The 17,695-nt window shown below is 71.5% G+C and carries 17 protein-coding genes and 2 riboswitches; of the genes, 12 read left to right on the top strand and 5 right to left on the bottom strand.

Annotated features, from left to right (window positions below; all coding sequences use genetic code 11):
* Nucleotides 1–143 precede the first annotated feature (143 nt).
* Nucleotides 144–241: riboswitch (glycine riboswitch) on the top strand.
* A riboswitch (glycine riboswitch) is annotated at nt 242–341 on the top strand.
* 35 nt (nt 342–376) lie between these two features.
* From gcvT to E2E34_RS17910, 4 genes are all read left to right on the top strand, one after another.
* Nucleotides 377–1,492, top strand: coding sequence for a glycine cleavage system aminomethyltransferase GcvT (gcvT, locus tag E2E34_RS17895; RefSeq protein WP_138902925.1), 1,116 nt, complete (start codon nt 377–379; stop codon nt 1,490–1,492).
* Between the two features lie 58 nt (nt 1,493–1,550).
* Nucleotides 1,551–1,931, top strand: a complete 381-nt coding sequence (gene gcvH / locus E2E34_RS17900; RefSeq protein WP_138902926.1) for a glycine cleavage system protein GcvH — start codon at nt 1,551–1,553, stop codon at nt 1,929–1,931.
* A 19-nt stretch (nt 1,932–1,950) separates the two neighbouring features.
* Complete coding sequence (gene glyA / locus E2E34_RS17905) at nt 1,951–3,213, top strand: serine hydroxymethyltransferase (protein WP_138902927.1); 1,263 nt, start codon at nt 1,951–1,953, stop codon at nt 3,211–3,213.
* A gap of 142 nt (nt 3,214–3,355) precedes the next feature.
* Complete coding sequence (locus tag E2E34_RS17910) at nt 3,356–4,723, top strand: L-serine ammonia-lyase (protein WP_138902928.1); 1,368 nt, start codon at nt 3,356–3,358, stop codon at nt 4,721–4,723.
* 56 nt (nt 4,724–4,779) lie between these two features.
* On the opposite strand, the gene E2E34_RS17915 is transcribed toward E2E34_RS17910, so the two are convergent.
* Both E2E34_RS17915 and E2E34_RS17920 read right to left on the bottom strand, forming a co-directional pair.
* Nucleotides 4,780–5,913 (bottom strand): agmatine deiminase family protein, encoded by a 1,134-nt coding sequence (locus E2E34_RS17915; protein WP_244315832.1) that lies wholly within the window; start codon nt 5,911–5,913, stop codon nt 4,780–4,782.
* A gap of 114 nt (nt 5,914–6,027) precedes the next feature.
* On the bottom strand, nt 6,028–7,572 hold the full coding sequence (locus E2E34_RS17920; protein ID WP_138902929.1) for an APC family permease: 1,545 nt from the start codon (nt 7,570–7,572) through the stop codon (nt 6,028–6,030).
* 173 nt (nt 7,573–7,745) lie between these two features.
* Between E2E34_RS17920 and E2E34_RS17925 the strand changes: the two genes are divergently transcribed.
* The 6 genes from E2E34_RS17925 (at nt 7,746) to E2E34_RS17950 (ending at nt 13,756) form a co-directional block, all read left to right on the top strand.
* Nucleotides 7,746–8,378 carry a TetR/AcrR family transcriptional regulator gene (locus tag E2E34_RS17925; RefSeq protein WP_138902930.1) on the top strand — a complete coding sequence of 211 codons (633 nt, stop codon included), beginning with the start codon at nt 7,746–7,748 and terminating at the stop codon, nt 8,376–8,378.
* Nucleotides 8,379–8,442: 64 nt separating this feature from the next.
* Nucleotides 8,443–8,913: a GNAT family N-acetyltransferase gene (locus tag E2E34_RS17930; protein WP_138902931.1), complete on the top strand. Its 471-nt coding sequence runs from the start codon at nt 8,443–8,445 to the stop codon at nt 8,911–8,913.
* 100 nt (nt 8,914–9,013) lie between these two features.
* Complete coding sequence (locus E2E34_RS17935) at nt 9,014–9,589, top strand: TerD family protein (protein WP_069933069.1); 576 nt, start codon at nt 9,014–9,016, stop codon at nt 9,587–9,589.
* Nucleotides 9,590–9,808: 219 nt separating this feature from the next.
* Entirely contained in the window at nt 9,809–10,963 is a 1,155-nt protein-coding gene (locus E2E34_RS17940; protein ID WP_425573352.1) for a serine hydrolase domain-containing protein, read from the top strand.
* A gap of 140 nt (nt 10,964–11,103) precedes the next feature.
* Nucleotides 11,104–13,146: an NADPH-dependent 2,4-dienoyl-CoA reductase gene (locus tag E2E34_RS17945; RefSeq protein ID WP_138902933.1), complete on the top strand. Its 2,043-nt coding sequence runs from the start codon at nt 11,104–11,106 to the stop codon at nt 13,144–13,146.
* Nucleotides 13,147–13,171: 25 nt separating this feature from the next.
* Nucleotides 13,172–13,756: a PadR family transcriptional regulator gene (locus E2E34_RS17950; protein WP_138902934.1), complete on the top strand. Its 585-nt coding sequence runs from the start codon at nt 13,172–13,174 to the stop codon at nt 13,754–13,756.
* 30 nt (nt 13,757–13,786) lie between these two features.
* On the opposite strand, the gene E2E34_RS17955 is transcribed toward E2E34_RS17950, so the two are convergent.
* Complete coding sequence (locus E2E34_RS17955) at nt 13,787–14,002, bottom strand: EF-hand domain-containing protein (protein WP_138902935.1); 216 nt, start codon at nt 14,000–14,002, stop codon at nt 13,787–13,789.
* 119 nt (nt 14,003–14,121) lie between these two features.
* Between E2E34_RS17955 and E2E34_RS37000 the strand changes: the two genes are divergently transcribed.
* Together E2E34_RS37000 and E2E34_RS17965 are read left to right on the top strand one after the other, a co-directional pair.
* Nucleotides 14,122–14,244: a hypothetical protein gene (locus tag E2E34_RS37000; RefSeq protein WP_279637892.1), complete on the top strand. Its 123-nt coding sequence runs from the start codon at nt 14,122–14,124 to the stop codon at nt 14,242–14,244.
* Between the two features lie 438 nt (nt 14,245–14,682).
* Complete coding sequence (locus E2E34_RS17965) at nt 14,683–15,861, top strand: cytochrome P450 (RefSeq protein WP_138902936.1); 1,179 nt, start codon at nt 14,683–14,685, stop codon at nt 15,859–15,861.
* A gap of 61 nt (nt 15,862–15,922) precedes the next feature.
* On the opposite strand, the gene E2E34_RS17970 is transcribed toward E2E34_RS17965, so the two are convergent.
* A complete protein-coding gene (locus E2E34_RS17970) occupies nt 15,923–17,107 on the bottom strand; it encodes a YncE family protein (RefSeq protein WP_138902937.1) in 1,185 nt (394 codons plus the stop codon).
* Nucleotides 17,104–17,695 (bottom strand): polysaccharide deacetylase family protein (locus tag E2E34_RS17975; RefSeq protein WP_138902938.1); only part of this gene is annotated, 592 nt, incomplete at its 5' end. The genes E2E34_RS17975 and E2E34_RS17970, both read right to left, overlap by 4 nt.

The raw sequence follows: 17,695 nt of genomic DNA on the forward strand, positions 1-17,695 counted from the left end.
GGTGTCCCCCACCCTTCCCCACCCTTGCCCAAGAAGTGTAAAGAAAAGGTAATGCGCCACAAGTCCATTTCGGGTTCCGCCCAGGTGCTGTCGGGGCGGCACCCACGTGCAATGATGTGCGCGCCAACTGCATACCGGCCGCTTGAATCCGCGCGGGAGAGTCCGAAGCACTGTGTGCCCAGGACGCCGAAGGAGCAAGTTCCTCCCTTGAATCTCTCAGGCCCCGTACCGCGCGGGCGAGGCAGATCTGAAAAGCGGGCCGCTTCGTCGCGGCTCCACCCAAGGTGCAAGCCGGGACTCTCTCGGTGAACCTCTCAGGTTCCGATGACAGATGGGGAGGATTGTCCTCGCCTGTCATGCCCTGGGAGCCCCACACATGAGCAATGTCCCCCGTCACACCGCCCTCGACGCCACTCATCGTGCGCTGGGCGCGACCATGACCGACTTCGCGGGCTGGGACATGCCGCTGCGGTACGCCAGCGAGCGCGACGAGCACAACGCCGTACGCACCCGGGCGGGCCTCTTCGACCTCTCCCACATGGGCGAGATCACCGTCACCGGCCCGCAGGCCGTGAACGCCCTCGGCTACGCCCTCGTCGGCAACATCGGCACCATCGGCCTCGGCCGCGCCCGGTACACCATGATCTGCCAGGAAGACGGCGGCATCGTCGACGACCTGATCGTCTACCGCCTGGGCGAGACCGAGTACATGGTCGTCGCCAACGCCGGCAACGCCCAGATCGTCCTCGACGCCATCACCGAGCGCGCCGCCGGCTTCGACGCCGTCGTCCGGGACGACCGTGACGCGTACGCCCTGATCGCCGTCCAGGGCCCCGAGTCCCCCGGCATCCTGAAGTCCGTCACCGACGCCGACCTGGACGGGCTGAAGTACTACGCCGGTCTGCCCGGCACCGTCGCCGGCGTCCCGGCGCTGATCGCCCGAACCGGCTACACCGGCGAGGACGGCTTCGAGCTGTTCGTCGCCCCGGCCGACGCCGAGCAGCTGTGGCAGGCACTGACCGAAGCGGGCAAGGACGCCGGCCTCGTTCCGGCCGGCCTCTCCTGCCGCGACACGCTGCGCCTCGAAGCCGGCATGCCGCTGTACGGGCACGAGCTGACCACCGCGCTCACCCCCTTCGACGCGGGCCTGGGCCGGGTCGTGAAGTTCGAGAAGGAGGGCGACTTCGTCGGCCGCGCCGCCCTGGAGGCCGCCGCCGAGCGCGCCGAGACCGCCCCGCCGCGCAAGCTCGTCGGCCTGATCGCCGAGGGCCGCCGCGTCCCGCGCGCCGGTTTCCCGGTCGTCGCCGACGGCAAGGTCATCGGCGAGGTCACCTCCGGAGCCCCCTCTCCGACGCTGGGCAGGCCGATCGCCATGGCATACGTCGACGCGGCGCACGCCGAGGCCGGCACGTCCGGTGTCGGCGTCGACATTCGCGGTACGCATGAGCCGTACGAGGTCGTCGCGCTGCCGTTCTACAAGCGCCAGAAGTGACCCCCAGCACAACCTCCCCGTTCACCAGCACTCCCCCGCGTACAGGAGAATTCAGGTCATGAGCAACCCCCAGCAGCTGCGGTACAGCAAGGAGCACGAGTGGCTGTCGACCGCCGAGGACGGCGTCGCGACGGTCGGCATCACGGAGTTCGCGGCCAACGCGCTCGGTGACGTCGTCTACGCCCAGCTCCCGGCGGTCGGCGACACGGTGAGCGCGGGCGAGTCCTGCGGCGAGCTGGAGTCGACCAAGTCGGTCAGCGACCTGTACTCCCCGGTCTCCGGCGAGATCGTCGAGGCCAACCAGGACGTCGTCGACGACCCCTCGCTGGTGAACTCCGCCCCCTTCGAGGGCGGCTGGCTCTTCAAGGTGCGCGTCACGGACGAGCCGGGCGACCTGCTCTCCGCCGACGAGTACGACGCCTTCTCCTCCGGCAACTAAGACCTCGATCGGGACCGTGATGACGCTTCTCAACACTCCCCTGCATGAGCTCGACCCGGACGTCGCCGCCGCCGTCGACGCCGAGCTGCTCCGCCAGCAGTCCACCCTCGAAATGATCGCCTCGGAGAACTTCGCTCCGGTCGCCGTCATGGAGGCCCAGGGCTCCGTACTGACCAACAAGTACGCCGAGGGTTACCCGGGCCGCCGCTACTACGGCGGCTGCGAGCACGTCGACGTGGTCGAGCAGATCGCGATCGACCGCATCAAGGCGCTCTTCGGCGCCGAGCACGCGAACGTACAGCCGCACTCGGGCGCCCAGGCCAACGCGGCCGCGATGTTCGCGCTGCTCAAGCCCGGCGACACGATCATGGGCCTGAACCTGGCCCACGGCGGTCACCTGACCCACGGCATGAAGATCAACTTCTCCGGCAAGCTCTACAACGTGGTCGCCTACCACGTGGACGACGCCACCGGCGAGGTCGACATGGCCGAGGTCGAGCGCCTCGCCAAGGAGTCCAAGCCGAAGCTGATCGTGGCCGGCTGGTCGGCGTACCCGCGTCAGCTGGACTTCGCCGCCTTCCGCCGTATCGCGGACGAGGTCGGCGCGTTCCTCATGGTCGACATGGCGCACTTCGCCGGTCTGGTCGCCGCGGGTCTGCACCCCAACCCGGTGCCGCACGCGCACGTCGTCACCACGACCACGCACAAGACCCTCGGCGGCCCGCGCGGCGGCGTGATCCTCTCGACGGCCGAGCTCGCCAAGAAGATCAACTCGGCGGTCTTCCCCGGCCAGCAGGGCGGCCCGCTGGAGCACGTCATCGCCGCGAAGGCCGTCTCCTTCAAGGTCGCCGCGAGCGAGGAGTTCAAGGAGCGCCAGCAGCGCACCCTGGACGGCGCCCGGATCCTGGCCGAGCGCCTGGTGCGGGCCGACGTCACCGAGCACGGCGTGTCCGTCCTCACCGGCGGCACGGACGTCCACCTGGTCCTGGTCGACCTGCGGAACTCCGAGCTCGACGGCCAGCAGGCCGAGGACCGCCTGCACGGTCTCGGCATCACGGTCAACCGCAACGCCATCCCGAACGACCCCCGCCCGCCGATGGTCACCTCGGGCCTGCGGATCGGTACGCCGGCCCTGGCCACGCGCGGTTTCCAGGCCGAGGACTTCGCCGAGGTGGCGGACATCATCGCCGAGGCGCTGAAGCCGTCGTACGACGCCGAGGCCCTTTCGGCCCGGGTGACGGCACTGGCCGGCAAGCACCCGCTTTACCCTGGTCTGAAGTAGTTACGTACGACACAGACTGAATACCGGGGCACCGCGCACACTGAACAGTGAGTGCGGTGCCCCGCACCGTGTCGCCCCGCCTTGATCATCTGCACCACCCCGGCAGACAACGGCGTCTTCCCCACCCCTTAGGAGTCCCCCCGTGGCCATCTCGGTCTTCGACCTGTTCTCGATCGGCATCGGCCCGTCCAGCTCCCACACGGTCGGCCCGATGCGCGCCGCCCGCCTGTTCGTGGGACGCCTGAAGAACGACGGCCTGCTGGCCCACACCGCGTCCGTACGGGCCGAGCTGTTCGGCTCGCTCGGCGCCACCGGGCACGGCCACGGCACCCCCAAGGCCGTGCTGCTCGGCCTGGCGGGCAACTCCCCGCGCACCGTGGACGTCGAGACCGCCGACGAGGAGTTCGAGCGGATCAAGGCGGCCAAGCGCATCAGCCTGCTCGGCGCGCACGAGATCGGCTTCGACTTCGACGAGGACCTGGTCCTGCACCGCCGCAAGGCCCTGCCGTACCACGCCAACGGCATGACCCTGTGGGCGTACGACGCCGAGGGCGCCCCGCTGCTGGAGAAGACGTACTACTCGGTGGGCGGCGGCTTCGTCGTGGACGAGGACGCGGTCGGCGAGGACCGGATCAAGCTCGACGACACCGTACTGAAGTACCCCTTCCGCACCGGGGACGAACTGCTGCGCCTGGCGAAGGAGACCGGCCTGTCGATCTCCGCCCTGATGCTGGAGAACGAGAAGGCCTGGCGCAGCGAGACGGAGATCCGCGAGGGGCTCCTTGAGATCTGGCGGGTCATGCAGGACTGCGTCGCGCGCGGCATGGCGCAGGAGGGCATCCTGCCCGGCGGCCTCAAGGTGCGCAGGCGCTCCGCGAACACCGCGCGCAAGCTGCGCTCCGAGGGTGACCCGCTGGCCCTGTCGATGGAGTGGATCACGCTCTACGCGATGGCGGTCAACGAGGAGAACGCGGCGGGCGGGCGCGTCGTCACCGCGCCGACCAACGGCGCCGCCGGCATCATCCCCGCCGTCCTGCACTACTACATGAACTTCGTGCCCGGCGCGGACGAGGAGGGCGTGGTCCGCTTCCTGCTCGCCGCCGGCGCGATCGGCATGCTCTTCAAGGAGAACGCGTCGATCTCCGGCGCCGAGGTCGGCTGCCAGGGCGAGGTCGGCTCGGCCTGTTCGATGGCGGCGGGCGCGCTGGCCGAGGTGCTGGGCGGCTCGCCCGAGCAGGTCGAGAACGCGGCCGAGATCGGCATGGAGCACAACCTGGGTCTGACCTGCGACCCGGTCGGCGGCCTGGTGCAGATCCCGTGCATCGAGCGCAACGGCATGGCGGCGGTCAAGGCCGTGACCGCGGCGAGGATGGCGATGCGCGGCGACGGCAGCCACAAGGTCTCCCTCGACAAGGTCATCAAGACCATGAAGGAGACCGGCGCGGACATGTCGGTGAAGTACAAGGAGACCGCGCGGGGCGGTCTCGCGGTGAACATCATCGAGTGCTGATCGCGTACTGAGGTCTCCGGGCCGGGCGGCGCCTGCCGGCCGGCCCGGAGAGCAGGTCAGGACGTACGGGGGATGTGCTGGGTGACGCAGTGGACCCCGCCGCCGCCGTAGCCGAGGGTACGGGCGAGGGCGCCGACCACTTCGCGGCCCGGGAACAGGGTGCGGAACTGGGCGAGGGCGAGGGCGTCCGCCGGTTCGTTCGCGATGGGGACTACGACGCTGCCGCTGGTCTCGTAATAGTTGGTGTAGCTGAACGTCTCCACCAGCACGCCGCCGTGCCGGTAGTGCGGCTGGTGGTGCATCTCCACCAGCTCGAAGCGGCGGCCGGCGGCGTCGGTGGCGCCCTGGAGCACCGCCTTGTTCGCCGCCATCCGGGCGTGGTTGGGGTTGCCGGTGTCGGGCTGCGTGTGGATGAGGAGCCTGGCGGGGCCGAGGTAGGCGGCGACCAGGTCGACGTGTCCGTTGGTGACGTCGTCGTTGTTGAGACCGTACGGAAGCCAGATGACCTTCGTGGCGCCGTACGCCGCGAGCAGCGTCGTCTCGATCTGCGCGCGGGTCATGCCGGGGTTGCGGTTGGGGTGGAGCAGACACTCCTCGGTGGTGACGAGGGTGCCCTGGCCGTCGGTGATGACCGCCCCGCCCTCAAGGATCATGGCGACGTCCCTGCGCGGGACACCGAGGTGCCGGCACACACCGACCGGCAGGAGGTCGTCCTTGTCGTACGGGAACTTCTCGCCCCAGCCGTTGAAGCCGAAGTCGAGCCCGATCTTCTGCGTCTGCGCCGCGTTCAGGGCGAAGACCGGTCCGGTGTCGCGGGTCCAGCAGTCGTTGACGGGGTACTCGATGACGGTGACCGAGCTGCCGCACTGCTGGCGCGCCTGCGCGGCCTGGCCCGGCTCGGCGACCATGGTGACCGTCTCGAAGCGGGCGATGCTCCGGGCGATGGCCGCGATCTCGGCCTGTACGTCGGCCAGCAGTCCGCCCCAGCCGATCGTCCGGTCCCAGGGCCAGGCCATGACGCATCCGGAGTGCGGGCCCCACTCGGCCGGTGCGGTGCAGGTCTCCTCCTGCGGCTTCGCGGGAGCCGGGGCGGCGAGGGCACGTCCGGCGGTCATCGTGACCGCCGCGGCGGCCAGCGCGGCGACGCTGAATCCTCGCCTGGACATACGCGGCGTGGGCGACATGCTCATGACATCACTCCTTGCGGGCTGGGGTGGGGATGGAGAGGGAAGGGCACTGCATGGGCCTCGGGGGCCGTCCTGCCGGGCCGATTCGAGAGAACCCGCCGGGGCGGCCCCCGAGAGTCAGGAGGGTTCGGCCGCCGGCTCGGCGTTCCGGTCATCGGCCGGCCCCGCCGAGAGCCGTTCGGCGTCGGCGGTGCGGAGCTTGTCCTGGGGCCGCTTGAGCAGGAGGTAGACGAGCCCTGCGGTGATCACGACGCCGGTGCCCAGGAGGCCGGCCCAGATCTGGTACCAGGGGGCGCCGGGCGGGGCCAGGACGGCGCGGGGCCAGCAGACGTTGGCGACCTCGAAGGCCGTCCACAGCACCGCGAGGACATTGAGGAAGGTGCCCCTGCGCCCCTGCCGGATGTGGCCGGACGGCACCCACGTGCCGCGCAGCCTGGCGACGAGCGCGGCCAGCGAGACCAGGAAGAACGGCAGGAACGTGGCGGCCGTGCCGAAGGCGATCAGGCTGCCGATCGCGGTGGCGTTCAGCCCGAGCAGCAGGGCGGAGCAGCTGACCACGGTGGAGGCGATCAGGCCGCCGATCGGGGCCTGGCGCCGGTTGACCTTCCGCACGTGGCGGGAGAAGGGGAAGACGCCGTCGCGGGCCAGCGAGTACACCCCGCGCGCGGCGCCACCCTGGGAGGCCATGGCGCAGGCGAGGAAGCCGATCAGTACGACGCACACGAAGGGCTTGTCGGACCAGGAGCCGAACGACGAGATCACGGCGGTGGTGACGGGGTCCAGGTCCTTCCCCGCCACCACGGCCGCCGGGTCGGGATGGGCCAGGGCGACCGCCATGGCGTTGAGGATCACGACGACGCCGACGCTGAGCAGCGCCCACCACATGGCGCGCGGCACCTGACGTCCGGCGTCCTTGGTCTCCTCGGCCGTCGAGACGCAGGCGTCGAAGCCGATGAAGCCCCAGCCGGCGACGGCGAGTACGGCGAGGAAGGCCATGGCGGTGGAGCCGCCGGACAGTTCCTCGGCCCCGAGCGTCGCGGTGAACAGCGCGAAGCCGTGCTCGCGGAAGAACAGCAGCAGGGCGAAGCCGACGAGCACCGACGCGACCGCCTCGGCGGCGATGCCCAGCGTCACGAACCAGCTGAGGAGCCTGATGCCGAAGGCGTTGACCAGCATGCAGGCCAGCAGGATGCCGGCGGCCACCGCCACCATCGTCCCGGGCGTGGGCGTGACCCCGACGAGGGCGAAGACCCAGGGCGCGGCGAGGTAGGCCACGGTGGTGTTGCCGAACATCACGGCGAACTGCCACACCCAGCCGCTCATCCAGCCGAAGGACGGCCCGAGGAGCCGCCGTCCCCACTGGTACGGGCCGCCGGTCAGCGGCCACTGGGACGCCAGCTCGGAGTAGACGTTGACCACCAGGCACTGGCCGAGCAGGACGACCGGCAGCGCCCACACCCAGGCGGGTCCGGCGATCGTCGTGGCGACCATGGACACCGCGTACAGCGCGACCACCGGCGAGACCACGGCGAAGCCCATGGAGATGTTCCCCAGGACGCCGAGGCTGCGCCGCAGCTCCTGCTGGTATCCCAGGTCGCCGAGCCGGGCGGCGTCGGTGTCCTGCGGGGCGGCGGCCGGGCCGGGGGAAGAGGGTTGAGACATCGGGGCACCTCGAAGGGCATCGGCAGGCAGAGGGTACGGCCGGCATCGCACGCTGCCGACCTAAATCTAACCTTGTTAGGTTTACGGGTTGCGGGGACGGTAACGCGCCCCCGTCCGCTTGTGAAGCCCCTGCCGACGGGTAACCTGACCGCCGATGGAGGGGGACCGCCACCATGGCCCGACCGAGCCGGCCGCTGCTGAGCCGCGCGATCATCGCGCGCGCCGCGCTGGAGCTGATCGACGAGGAAGGGCCGCAGGCGCTCAAGATGCGGTCGCTCGCCGAGCGTCTCGGCGTCCGCGGCGCCTCGCTCTACCACCACGTCGCCTCCAAGGACGACCTCCTGGACGCGGCCTCCGAGCTCATCAACGAGGAGATCGACCTCCGCCCGCTCCAGGACCCGCGCTGGCGCGAAGGGCTCGCCGAGTACGCCCGCGGCTACCGCGACGTCTACCTGCGCTACCCGAACGTGATCGCCCTGGTCGCCCGCCGCCGGGTCGAGGCCGAGCAGGCCCTGCGCGGGTACGACGCCCTGCTCGCCGCGCTGGTACGGGCGGGCTGCACCCCGGACCGGGCGGCCGAGACGGCGGCCGCCGTCGACTACCTCGTCCTCGGCTCCGCCCTGGAGACCTTCGCGGCGGGCTTCACCCGCGCGCCGGACGGCTACCGCCCCGCCCATCCGGCGCTCGCCGACGCCCTGGAGTCGTCGGACGCGCGCCCGGGGGGCCTCGCCGCGCTGGACGACCGCGGCTTCGAGACGGGCCTGCGCCTCCTCCTCGACGGCCTCGCGGCCCAGCTCGCGCCGTAGCCCCCGGTACGGGGCGCGGCGGGGACCCTGCCCGCACGGGCGCGCGGTGAGTAATACTCTCCGTATGGCTTCACGCATTACCAGCATCCGGCGGGCCACCGCACGGGACGCGAAGCGGCTCACCCGGCTCGTGCGGAACTCGCGCGCCTACGAGGGCCCGTACGCCTCGATGGTCGCCGGATACCGGGTGGGTCCCGACTACATCGAGGCGCACCGGGTCTTCGCGGCGGTCGACGCCGCGGACGACCGGCCGCTGGGCTTCTACTCCCTCGTGCTGGAGCCTCCGGAGCTCGACCTGATGTTCGTGGCGGACTCGGCGCAGGGGCTCGGCATCGGCCGGCTGCTCGTGGCGCACCTGCGGGAGCAGGCGCGCGAGGCGGGGATCACCGGCGTGCGCGTGGTCGCGCACCCGCCCGCCGAGGGGTTCTACCTCAGCGTGGGCGGCGAGCGGACCGGTACCGAGCGCGCCAACCCGCCCGCGGTGACGTGGGACCGGCCGGAGTTCGTCCTGCCGGTCGGCCATTCGGAGGACTGAGCGCGACAGGCGGGAACTGAGCGGGGCGCGCAAGCGTTGGCGGGTTGGGCAAAGAGATCGTCAAAGGGCGCTGCCCGCGCCGGATTGAGCAGGGATCTTCATGGGTGTCAGTCTCTCCAAGGGCGGCAATGTCTCGCTCTCCAAGGAGGCCCCCGGCCTGACCGCTGTCACGGTGGGCCTGGGCTGGGACGTACGCAGCACGACCGGGACCGACTTCGACCTCGATGCCAGCGCCCTGCTGCTCGATGTCAACAACAAGGTCGTGTCCGACCAGCACTTCGTCTTCTTCAACAACCTCAAGAGCCCCGACGGCTCGGTCGAGCACACCGGTGACAACCTCACCGGTGAGGGCGAGGGCGACGACGAGCAGATCAAGGTGGGCCTCTCGACGGTGCCCGCCGAGGTCGACAAGATCGTCTTCCCGGTCTCGATCCACGAGGGCGAGAGCCGCGGCCAGAGCTTCGGCCAGGTCCGCAACGCCTTCATCCGGGTCGTCAACCAGGCGGACAGCAACGAGCTCGCGCGGTACGACCTCTCCGAGGACGCCTCGACCGAGACCGCCATGGTCTTCGGCGAGCTGTACCGCAATGGCGCGGAGTGGAAGTTCCGTGCCGTCGGCCAGGGTTACGCCTCGGGTCTGCGCGGTATCGCGACGGACTTCGGCGTCAACATCTGACGAGCTTCCGCGGGGCTGTCCGGGCCGGTGCGCCCGGCCGGGACAGCCCGGTTCGCCCTGCGCGGCCCCGCCGCGCCGGCCAGGCGTGTGCGCCGTCTTCCCGCCAGTCCGACCAGTCGGTACGTTCCTGGGTACTCGACGACGCGACCGGAGGGCCCGATGAGCCAGCCCACGCCCCAGCCCGCGAACCACCCCGATCCGCACGCCGCGCCCCGGACCGTGCCGCCGATCCACGGCCACTGCGACGACCGGTTCGCCGCCGTTCGGGACGCGTTCGAGGAGAACTTCAGGGAGCGCGGCGAGCTGGGCGCGGCCGTCACCGTGCTCGTCGGCGGCGAGACCGTGGTCGACCTGTGGGGCGGCTGGGCCGACGCCGCGCGCAGCCGGCCGTGGGAGCGGGACACCGTGGTCAACGTCTGGTCGACGACCAAGGGCCCGACGGCGCTCTGCGCCCATCTGCTGGCCGACCGGGGGCTGCTGGATCTCGACGCCCCGGTGGCGTCGTACTGGCCGGAGTTCGCGGCCGCCGGCAAGGAGGCCGTTCCCGTACGCCACCTCCTGTCGCACCGGGCCGGGCTCGCGGGGCTGCGCGAGCCGCACACCTTCGCCGAGCTGTACGACTGGGAGCTGACGTGCGCGCGCCTGGCGGCGACCGAGCCCTGGTGGGAGCCGGGCACCCGGTCCGGCTACCACGCGATCACGTACGGCTTCCTCGTCGGCGAGGTGGTCCGGCGCGTCACGGGCCTGCTCCCCGGCGCGTTCCTGCGCCAGGAGGTCACCGGGCCGCTGGGCATCGACTTCACCGTGGGGCTGCCGGAGCGGGAGTCGGGGCGGGCCGCCGAGCTGGTACATCCCCGGGCCGAGCCCACTAGCGAACAAGCGGCGCTGTTCGCCGCCCTGGAACCGGTCGCGCTCGCGGCCCTGCTCAACCCCGGCCCCGGCGCGGCCCAGGCCAACACCCCCGAGTGGCGGGCCGCCGAGATCCCCGCCGCCAACGGCCACGGCACGGCCCGCGCGGTAGCCGCCCTGTACGGGATCTACGCCAACGGCGGCCGTGCGGGCGAGCACCGCGTGCTCTCCCCCGAGACCGCCGAGCGGGCCCGCGAGGGCCAGGGGCGCTGCCGGGACCTGGTGCTCGGCGCTGGGTTCGGCCACGACACGGAGATCGGGCTCGGTCTGTGGCTGAGCGGCCCGCGCGGCTCGTACGGCCCGAATCCGCGGGCGTTCGGCCACGACGGCTTCGGCGGCTCGTGCGGTCTCGCGGACCCCGAGGCAGGCCTCGGCATGGGGTACGTCATGAACAGGATGGGCCCGGAGATCGCCGACGACCCCCGCAAGATGGCGCTGGTGGAAGCGGTCTACAGCGCCCTGTGAGCACGGCTGAAGCCCGCCGGTGACCGGCGCCGCCGGCCGGTCGCCGGCCGGCTGCGGGAGCCCGGGTGTCGTCCAACTAACAGGGCCTTCTTTATGCAACTTGTTGCACAAGGCGCCCCGGGTCGACTACACATTGCGGCATGAGTCCGACGACTGCGTACCCGCACCTGCTGAGCCCCCTCGACCTGGGCTTCACGACCCTCCCCAACCGCGTGCTGATGGGTTCCATGCACGTCGGACTCGAAGAGGCCGAACGCGGCTTCGAGCGGATGGCCGAGTTCTACGCCACCCGCGCCCGGGGCGGCGTCGGCCTGATGGTCACCGGCGGCATCGCCCCCAACGACCGGGGCCGCCCCTACCCCGGCGGCGCCAAGCTGACCAACGCCGAGGAGGCCGCGCAGCACCGGCAGGTCACCGACGCCGTACACCGCGAGGGCGGCCGGATCTGCATGCAGATCCTGCACTTCGGGCGGTACGCCTACCACCCCGACCTCGTGGCGCCCAGCGCGATCCAGGCCCCCATCAGCCCGTACACCCCGAACGCGCTCACCGACGCCGAGGTCGAGGAGACCGTCGAGGACTTCGTCCGCGCGGCGGAGCTGGCCAAGTCGGCCGGATACGACGGCGTGGAGATCATGGGGTCCGAGGGTTACCTGATCAACGAGTTCATCGCCGCCCACACCAACCACCGCGACGACCGGTGGGGCGGCTCGTACGAGAACCGCATGCGCTTCCCCGTCGAGATCGTCCGCCGGGTGCGCGAGCGCGTGGGTGCGGACTTCATCCTCATCTACCGCCTGTCGATGCTCGACCTGGTCCCCGGCGGCTCCTCGCTCGACGAGGTCATCACGCTCGCCCGGGCGATCGAGGCGGCCGGCGCGACGATCATCAACACGGGCATCGGCTGGCATGAGGCCCGCATCCCCACCATCGCGACCTCCGTGCCGCGCGGCGCGTACGCCTGGGTGACCAAGCGCGTCATGGGCTCGGTGAACATCCCCCTCGTCACGACCAACCGCATCAACACCCCCGAACTGGCCGAGGAACTGCTCGCCGACGGCTGCGCGGACCTGGTCTCGCTCGCCCGCCCCTTCCTCGCCGACCCCGACTTCGTCGCCAAGGCCGAGGCCGGCCGCGCCGACTCCATCAACACCTGCATCGGCTGCAACCAGGCCTGCCTCGACCACACCTTCAGCGGGCTCATCACGTCCTGCCTGGTCAATCCGCGCGCCTGCCACGAGACCGAGCTGGTCCTGTCCCCCACCCGCCGCGGCAAGCGCGTCGCCGTCGTCGGCGCCGGACCCGCCGGGCTCGCCTGCGCGGTGACGGCGGCCGAGCGCGGCCACACCGTGACGCTGTACGACGCCTCCGACGTGATCGGCGGCCAGCTCAACATCGCGCGCAAGGTGCCGGGCAAGGAGGAGTTCAACGAGACGCTGCGGTACTTCCGTACCCAGCTCGACGAGCACGGCGTCGAGCTGCGCCTGGGCACCCACGCCACCGCCGAGTCCCTCACCGCCGCCTGTTACGACGAGATCGTGCTGGCCACCGGCGTCACCCCGCGCGTCCCGGAGATCGAGGGCATCGACCACCCGAGCGTCATCAGCTACCTCGACCTGCTGCGCGACGAGGCGAAGGCGGGCGACCGCGTCGCGGTCATCGGCGCGGGCGGCATCGGCTTCGACGTGGCCGAGTTCCTCACGGACACGTCCACGGGCGCCGACGACGCGGCGAGCCTCAGCCCCGAGGTCTTCTTCGCCCAGTGGGGCGTCGACCTGGAGTACGGCGCGCGCGGCGGCCTGCGGACCCCGGCCCGCGCCCCCCAGACCCGCACCGTCCACCTGCTCCAGCGCAAGGCCACCAAGGTCGGCGCCGGACTCGGCAAGACCACCGGCTGGATCCACCGCACCGAGCTCAAGCACCGGGGCGTCACGATGGTCGCGGGCGCGGCGTACGACCGCATCGACGACGAGGGACTGCACGTCACGGTCGACGGCGAGCAGCGGCTGATCCCCGTCGACACGGTCGTCCTGTGCACCGGGCAGGAGCCGCGCCGCGAGCTGTACGACACCCTGCTCGCCGCCGGACTGCCCGTGCACCTGATCGGCGGTGCGGACGTCGCGGCCGAACTGGACGCCAAGCGCGCGATCCGGCAGGGAACCGAACTCGCGGCCGCCCTGTGAGGGCCGGCCTCCTTAGGATGCGCTCATGTCCCTCCCGTACGCCATCCTCACCGCACTGCTCGAAAAGCCGTCGTCCGGACTGGAGTTGACCCGCAGGTTCGACAAGTCCATCGGATACTTCTGGTCCGCGACGCACCAGCAGATCTACCGCGAGCTGGGGAAGCTGGAGGAGTCCGGGGCGATCCGGGCGCTGCCCGGGCCGCGGCAGCCGACGCGCGGCCAGAAGAAGGAGTACGAGGTCCTGCCGGCCGGGCGCGACGAACTGGCCGCCTGGGTGGCGAGGATCGAGGACCCCAAGCCCATCCGCGACACCCTCCTGCTGCGCCTGCGCGCGGCGGGAGTGGTGGGCACGGAGGGCCTGGAGGCGGAGGTACGGCGCCATCTGGCGCTGCACCGGGCGCAGTTGGCGGAGTACCGGGCGATCGAGGAGCGCGACTTCGGCGAGGGCGGGAAGAGCGAGGCCGACCGGCTGCGGCACCTCGTCCTGCGGGCCGGCATCGACCTGGAGCGGTTCTGGATCGGCTGGCTGGAGACGGCGCGGGCGGAGCTCGCGGACCTGCGCGCCGGTGCGGCGGCGGATACGCGTACGGGCCCGCCGGCCACGGCCTGAGCCGCGGCCGACGGGCCCGTACGGCCGGCGTCAGCCCTTGTTCTGGGACGCCCAGAACTCGTCGAAGGTGAGCTTGCCGTCACCGTCGCCGTCGTGGGAGTTGATCACGGCCTGCGCCACCGTCTCGGTGACGAAGGGGTCACCGAGCTGCGCCATGACGCTCTTGTACTCGACCGCCGAGATCGTCCCGTCCCCGTTGAGGTCGTACCGCTCGAACGCCTTACGCGCCGCCTCGATGTCCGCCACTGGACCCACCCCTTCTGGTGCTGATCAGAACCCGCACAGATTATCGTCCGGCCGCCGGGTACGGCAGCCACCCGGGACCCGCCTCGCGGGGCACGCCACGGCGGTGCTTGGATCACGGCATGACCGACCTGACCGATCCGGCCGGCCCGACCGGCGCGAGCGACCCGACCGGAACCACCGACACCGGTGCGCCGGCGAGGATCCTGGGGCGGGGTACCGGCCGGTGGGATCGGAAGCGCTGACGGTGGCCCACTAGTGCTTCGCCGTAGAACGTCTCCCGCGCGGGAACAGTGCGTTTCCCGCCCTGGAGTGCCCAGTTCCGGCCAATACCGGAGGCCGCTTCGTCACTCTCCGCCGCCGGGCGATAACTTCATGGCGTCGCCGCCACACCAGGAGCACAGGGCTCCCCGGGACTAGCGGCGCCGAGGGCGTTCTTTCAGTGGACTTCACGACTGACGCATTCACGAGCAGCCTCCGTGCCCGGCGCATCCGCCGGACCTCCGAGCATCGCGCCCGCCTCGCCGCCAGGAAACTCAGAGCGGTCCGCCGGCGTGTTCTGGCCGGGGTGGAGACGGCCGGACCACCGGGCCCGCCGGTGCGGGTGCCGGGCCGCCTCCGCCCTTCCTCCGCACCCGCCGTGTACGAGCCGCCGCACGATGCCTACGGAAGGACCGGGGACGATGAGCGACAGGCTGCTTGATTTCCCGCTCGCGCGACGAAGCGACGTGGTTCCGGAAGAGGGCTCCTGGCTCCGCGAGCAGCAGCCGGTGGCCCGGGTGCGCACCCCGAGGGGTGACACGGCCTGGCTGGTCAGCAGCTATCCGCTGGCCAGGCAGGTACTGGAGGACGAGCGGTTCGCCCTCAGGGGTACGGCCGCCCCCGGCGCGCCGGGGCCGTACGCGCACCCGGGCGCGCCCCGGGCCGGCCGCGAGGCGGGCGCCGGGCTGCGCGGGGCGGTGATGAAGGCGCTCAACCCGCGCACCGGCAAGGGGATGCACGGCTGGCTGCGCATCACGGCCGACCGGCTCATCGACGACCTGATGGCCTGGGGGCCGCCGGTGGACCTGCGGGCGGGATTCGCCGACCCCTTCTCGGCGGCCCTGCACTGCAAGATCCTCGGGGTGCCGTTCGAGGACTGGCCGCGCCTCATGTCGAGCCTGGACGTCGCTTTCATGACCAGCGCGCAGCCCTTCGAGGGCTCCCAGCTCAACTGGTACAAGGACGTCGGCTACATGGCGGAGCGGCTGAACGCTCCCGCGTCCGAGCGCTCGGGGCTGCTGGGTGAGCTGGCCGCGCTGCGGGAGGACCCGCTGTCCTCGCACCTGACGGACGAGATGCTCGCCACCGTCGCCGCCTCGCTGTTCGGCGCCGGCGCCGTCTCCACGTCGGCGTTCCTGGCGCGCGCGATGCTCGCGCTCCTGCGACGGCCGCAGCTGGCGGGCTTCCTGAGGGACCGTCCGGACCGCATGGGCCGCGCCGTCGACGAGCTGCTGCGCGGGAACCTGCCGGTCGGCGACATCCCGCCGCGCCTCGCACTCGCCGACGTCCACCTCGGCGACGTGCTCGTACGCGAGGGGGAGCTGGTCCTGGTCCTCGTCGAGGGCGCCACCTTCGACCCCGAGGTGTTCGAGCACCCCGAGGTCCTGAACCTGAACCGGGAGTACAACCCGCACCTCGCCTTCGGCGGTGGCAGGCACCTCTGCCCGGCGTCGGCACTGGGCCACGCGCACGCCCGGACCGCGCTGACGGCACTGGTGGAACGGATGCCGCGACTGGGGCTCGCGGTGCCGGAGGAGCGACTGGTGTGGCGTACGGGGTTCATCACGCGGTTGCCGGAGCGGTTGCCGGTGCTCTGGTAGGAAGCCGGGCCGGACGACCGGGCTCCGGGCGGGGCCGCGGGGCGTCCGCCCGGACCGGGCGTCAGCGGAAGATGCCGGTGTGCCCCAGGGAGTAGCGGCCCGGCTGCGGGTAGACCGCGAGGCCGTGCGGACCGCCGCCGACCGGGATACGGGCGAGCTGCTTGCCGGTGGTGGTGTCGACGGCGTACACCTCCGAGTCGTAACGGCCGGACAGCCACAGCACCTTGCCGTCGGCGGAGACACCGCCCATGTCGGGGCTGCCGCCGTCGGGCAGGTGCCACTTCTTCGTCAGCTTGTTCCGGGTGAAGTCGAAGACGGAGATCGAGCCCTCGCCCCGGTTGGACACGTACATCTCCTTGGAGTCGCGGGAGACGTAGAGGCCGTGGCAGCCCTTGCCCGTCGGCAGCAGCTCGGGGGTGGTGAACTTCTCGCCGTCCAGGACCCACATGCCGTGCGCCATCATGTCGGCGATGTAGATCGTTTTGCCGTCGGGCGAGATCTTCACGTCCTGCGGCATCGCGCCCTCGAACGGAAGCTTCTGCTGGCCCACGACCTCCATCTTCTCGGTGTCGACCTTGAGCAGTTCGCCGGAGAACTCGCAGGAGACGACGAAGTACCGGCCGTCGGCGGAGAAGTCGGCGTGGTTGACGCCGGCGCAGGACACCGGGACGGTCTTGACGCGGTCCATGGTGTGCGGGTCGCGGAAGACCAGTTCGCGGTCCATCGACGCCATGACGACGGCGTACCGGCCGTTGGGCGTGAAGTAGAGGTTGTACGGGTCGTGCACCTCCACCGGTTTGCCCACCGCGCCTGTTGCCGGGTTGATCGGTGTGAGGGTGTGGCCGCGATTGTTGTTGACCCACAGGGTCTTCAGGTCCCACGACGGGACGACGTGCTGCGGCTGGATGCCGACCGGGATGGTCTTGACGACCTTGTACGTCTTGGGGTCGATCACCGACACCGTGTTGGAGTTGGTGTTGGGGACGTAGACCCGGGACGGGAAGTTCTTGACCACCGGCGACAGCTTGTTCGGCCGGTCGGCGGCGTACACGTCCTTTGGGTCGAGCACCGGCGGCATGCCCGGCAGCCCCGCCGGCGCGGTCTTCCTGGCCTCTCCGGGCGGCGCGGCGCCCTCGGTGCCGCGCGCCTCGGCGGGGCTCTTGTCGTCGGGGCCGCCGCAACCGGCGAGGGCGGCCAGGAGAGCGCCGGCGAGCAGCGCGGTGGTGCGTCGAATGATCGTCGTCATCGGGTCAGCAGCTCCGTGGTCGTCACCGCGCGCAGGCCGCGGCGGTCGAGTTCGTCGAGGAGGGCGGGCAGCGCGGCGACCGTGTCCGCGTAGCCGAAGTGCAGGCTCACCACGGACCCGTTGCGGATCTCCCTGGTGACGGTGCGGGTGACGGCCGGGGCACCGGGCGAGGTGAAGTCGAGCGAGTCGATGTCGTACGAGAGGACGTGCGGGTATCCGGCCCGGCGCGCCAGCCGCTGCACGAGCGGCGTGGCGTACTGGCTGCGCGAGGGCCGGAACCAGGTGCCGATGGATCCGGTGAGCCGGCGCAGCCGGTCCGCGCAGCCGGTGATCTCGGCGTACGCCTCCCGCTCCCCCAGGGCGGAGAGGGCGAGGTGCCGCTGGGTGTGGTTGCCGAGTTCGTGGCCGCCGTCGAGAACCCGGCGGGCGAGGGCGGGGTGGGCGGCGAGCCATGCGCCGACGGCGAGGACGGTGACGCGGGCGCCGCGCCGCTCCGCCTCGCCGAGCACGGCCCGGGCGGTGGCCGGGTCGCCCTGGCCGTGGAAGGTGAGGGCGACCCGGGGCCGGTCGCGGGGGCCGTGGGTGATC

Source organism: Streptomyces albidochromogenes (genome assembly GCF_005981925.1).
Taxonomy (GTDB): domain Bacteria; phylum Actinomycetota; class Actinomycetes; order Streptomycetales; family Streptomycetaceae; genus Streptomyces; species Streptomyces albidochromogenes.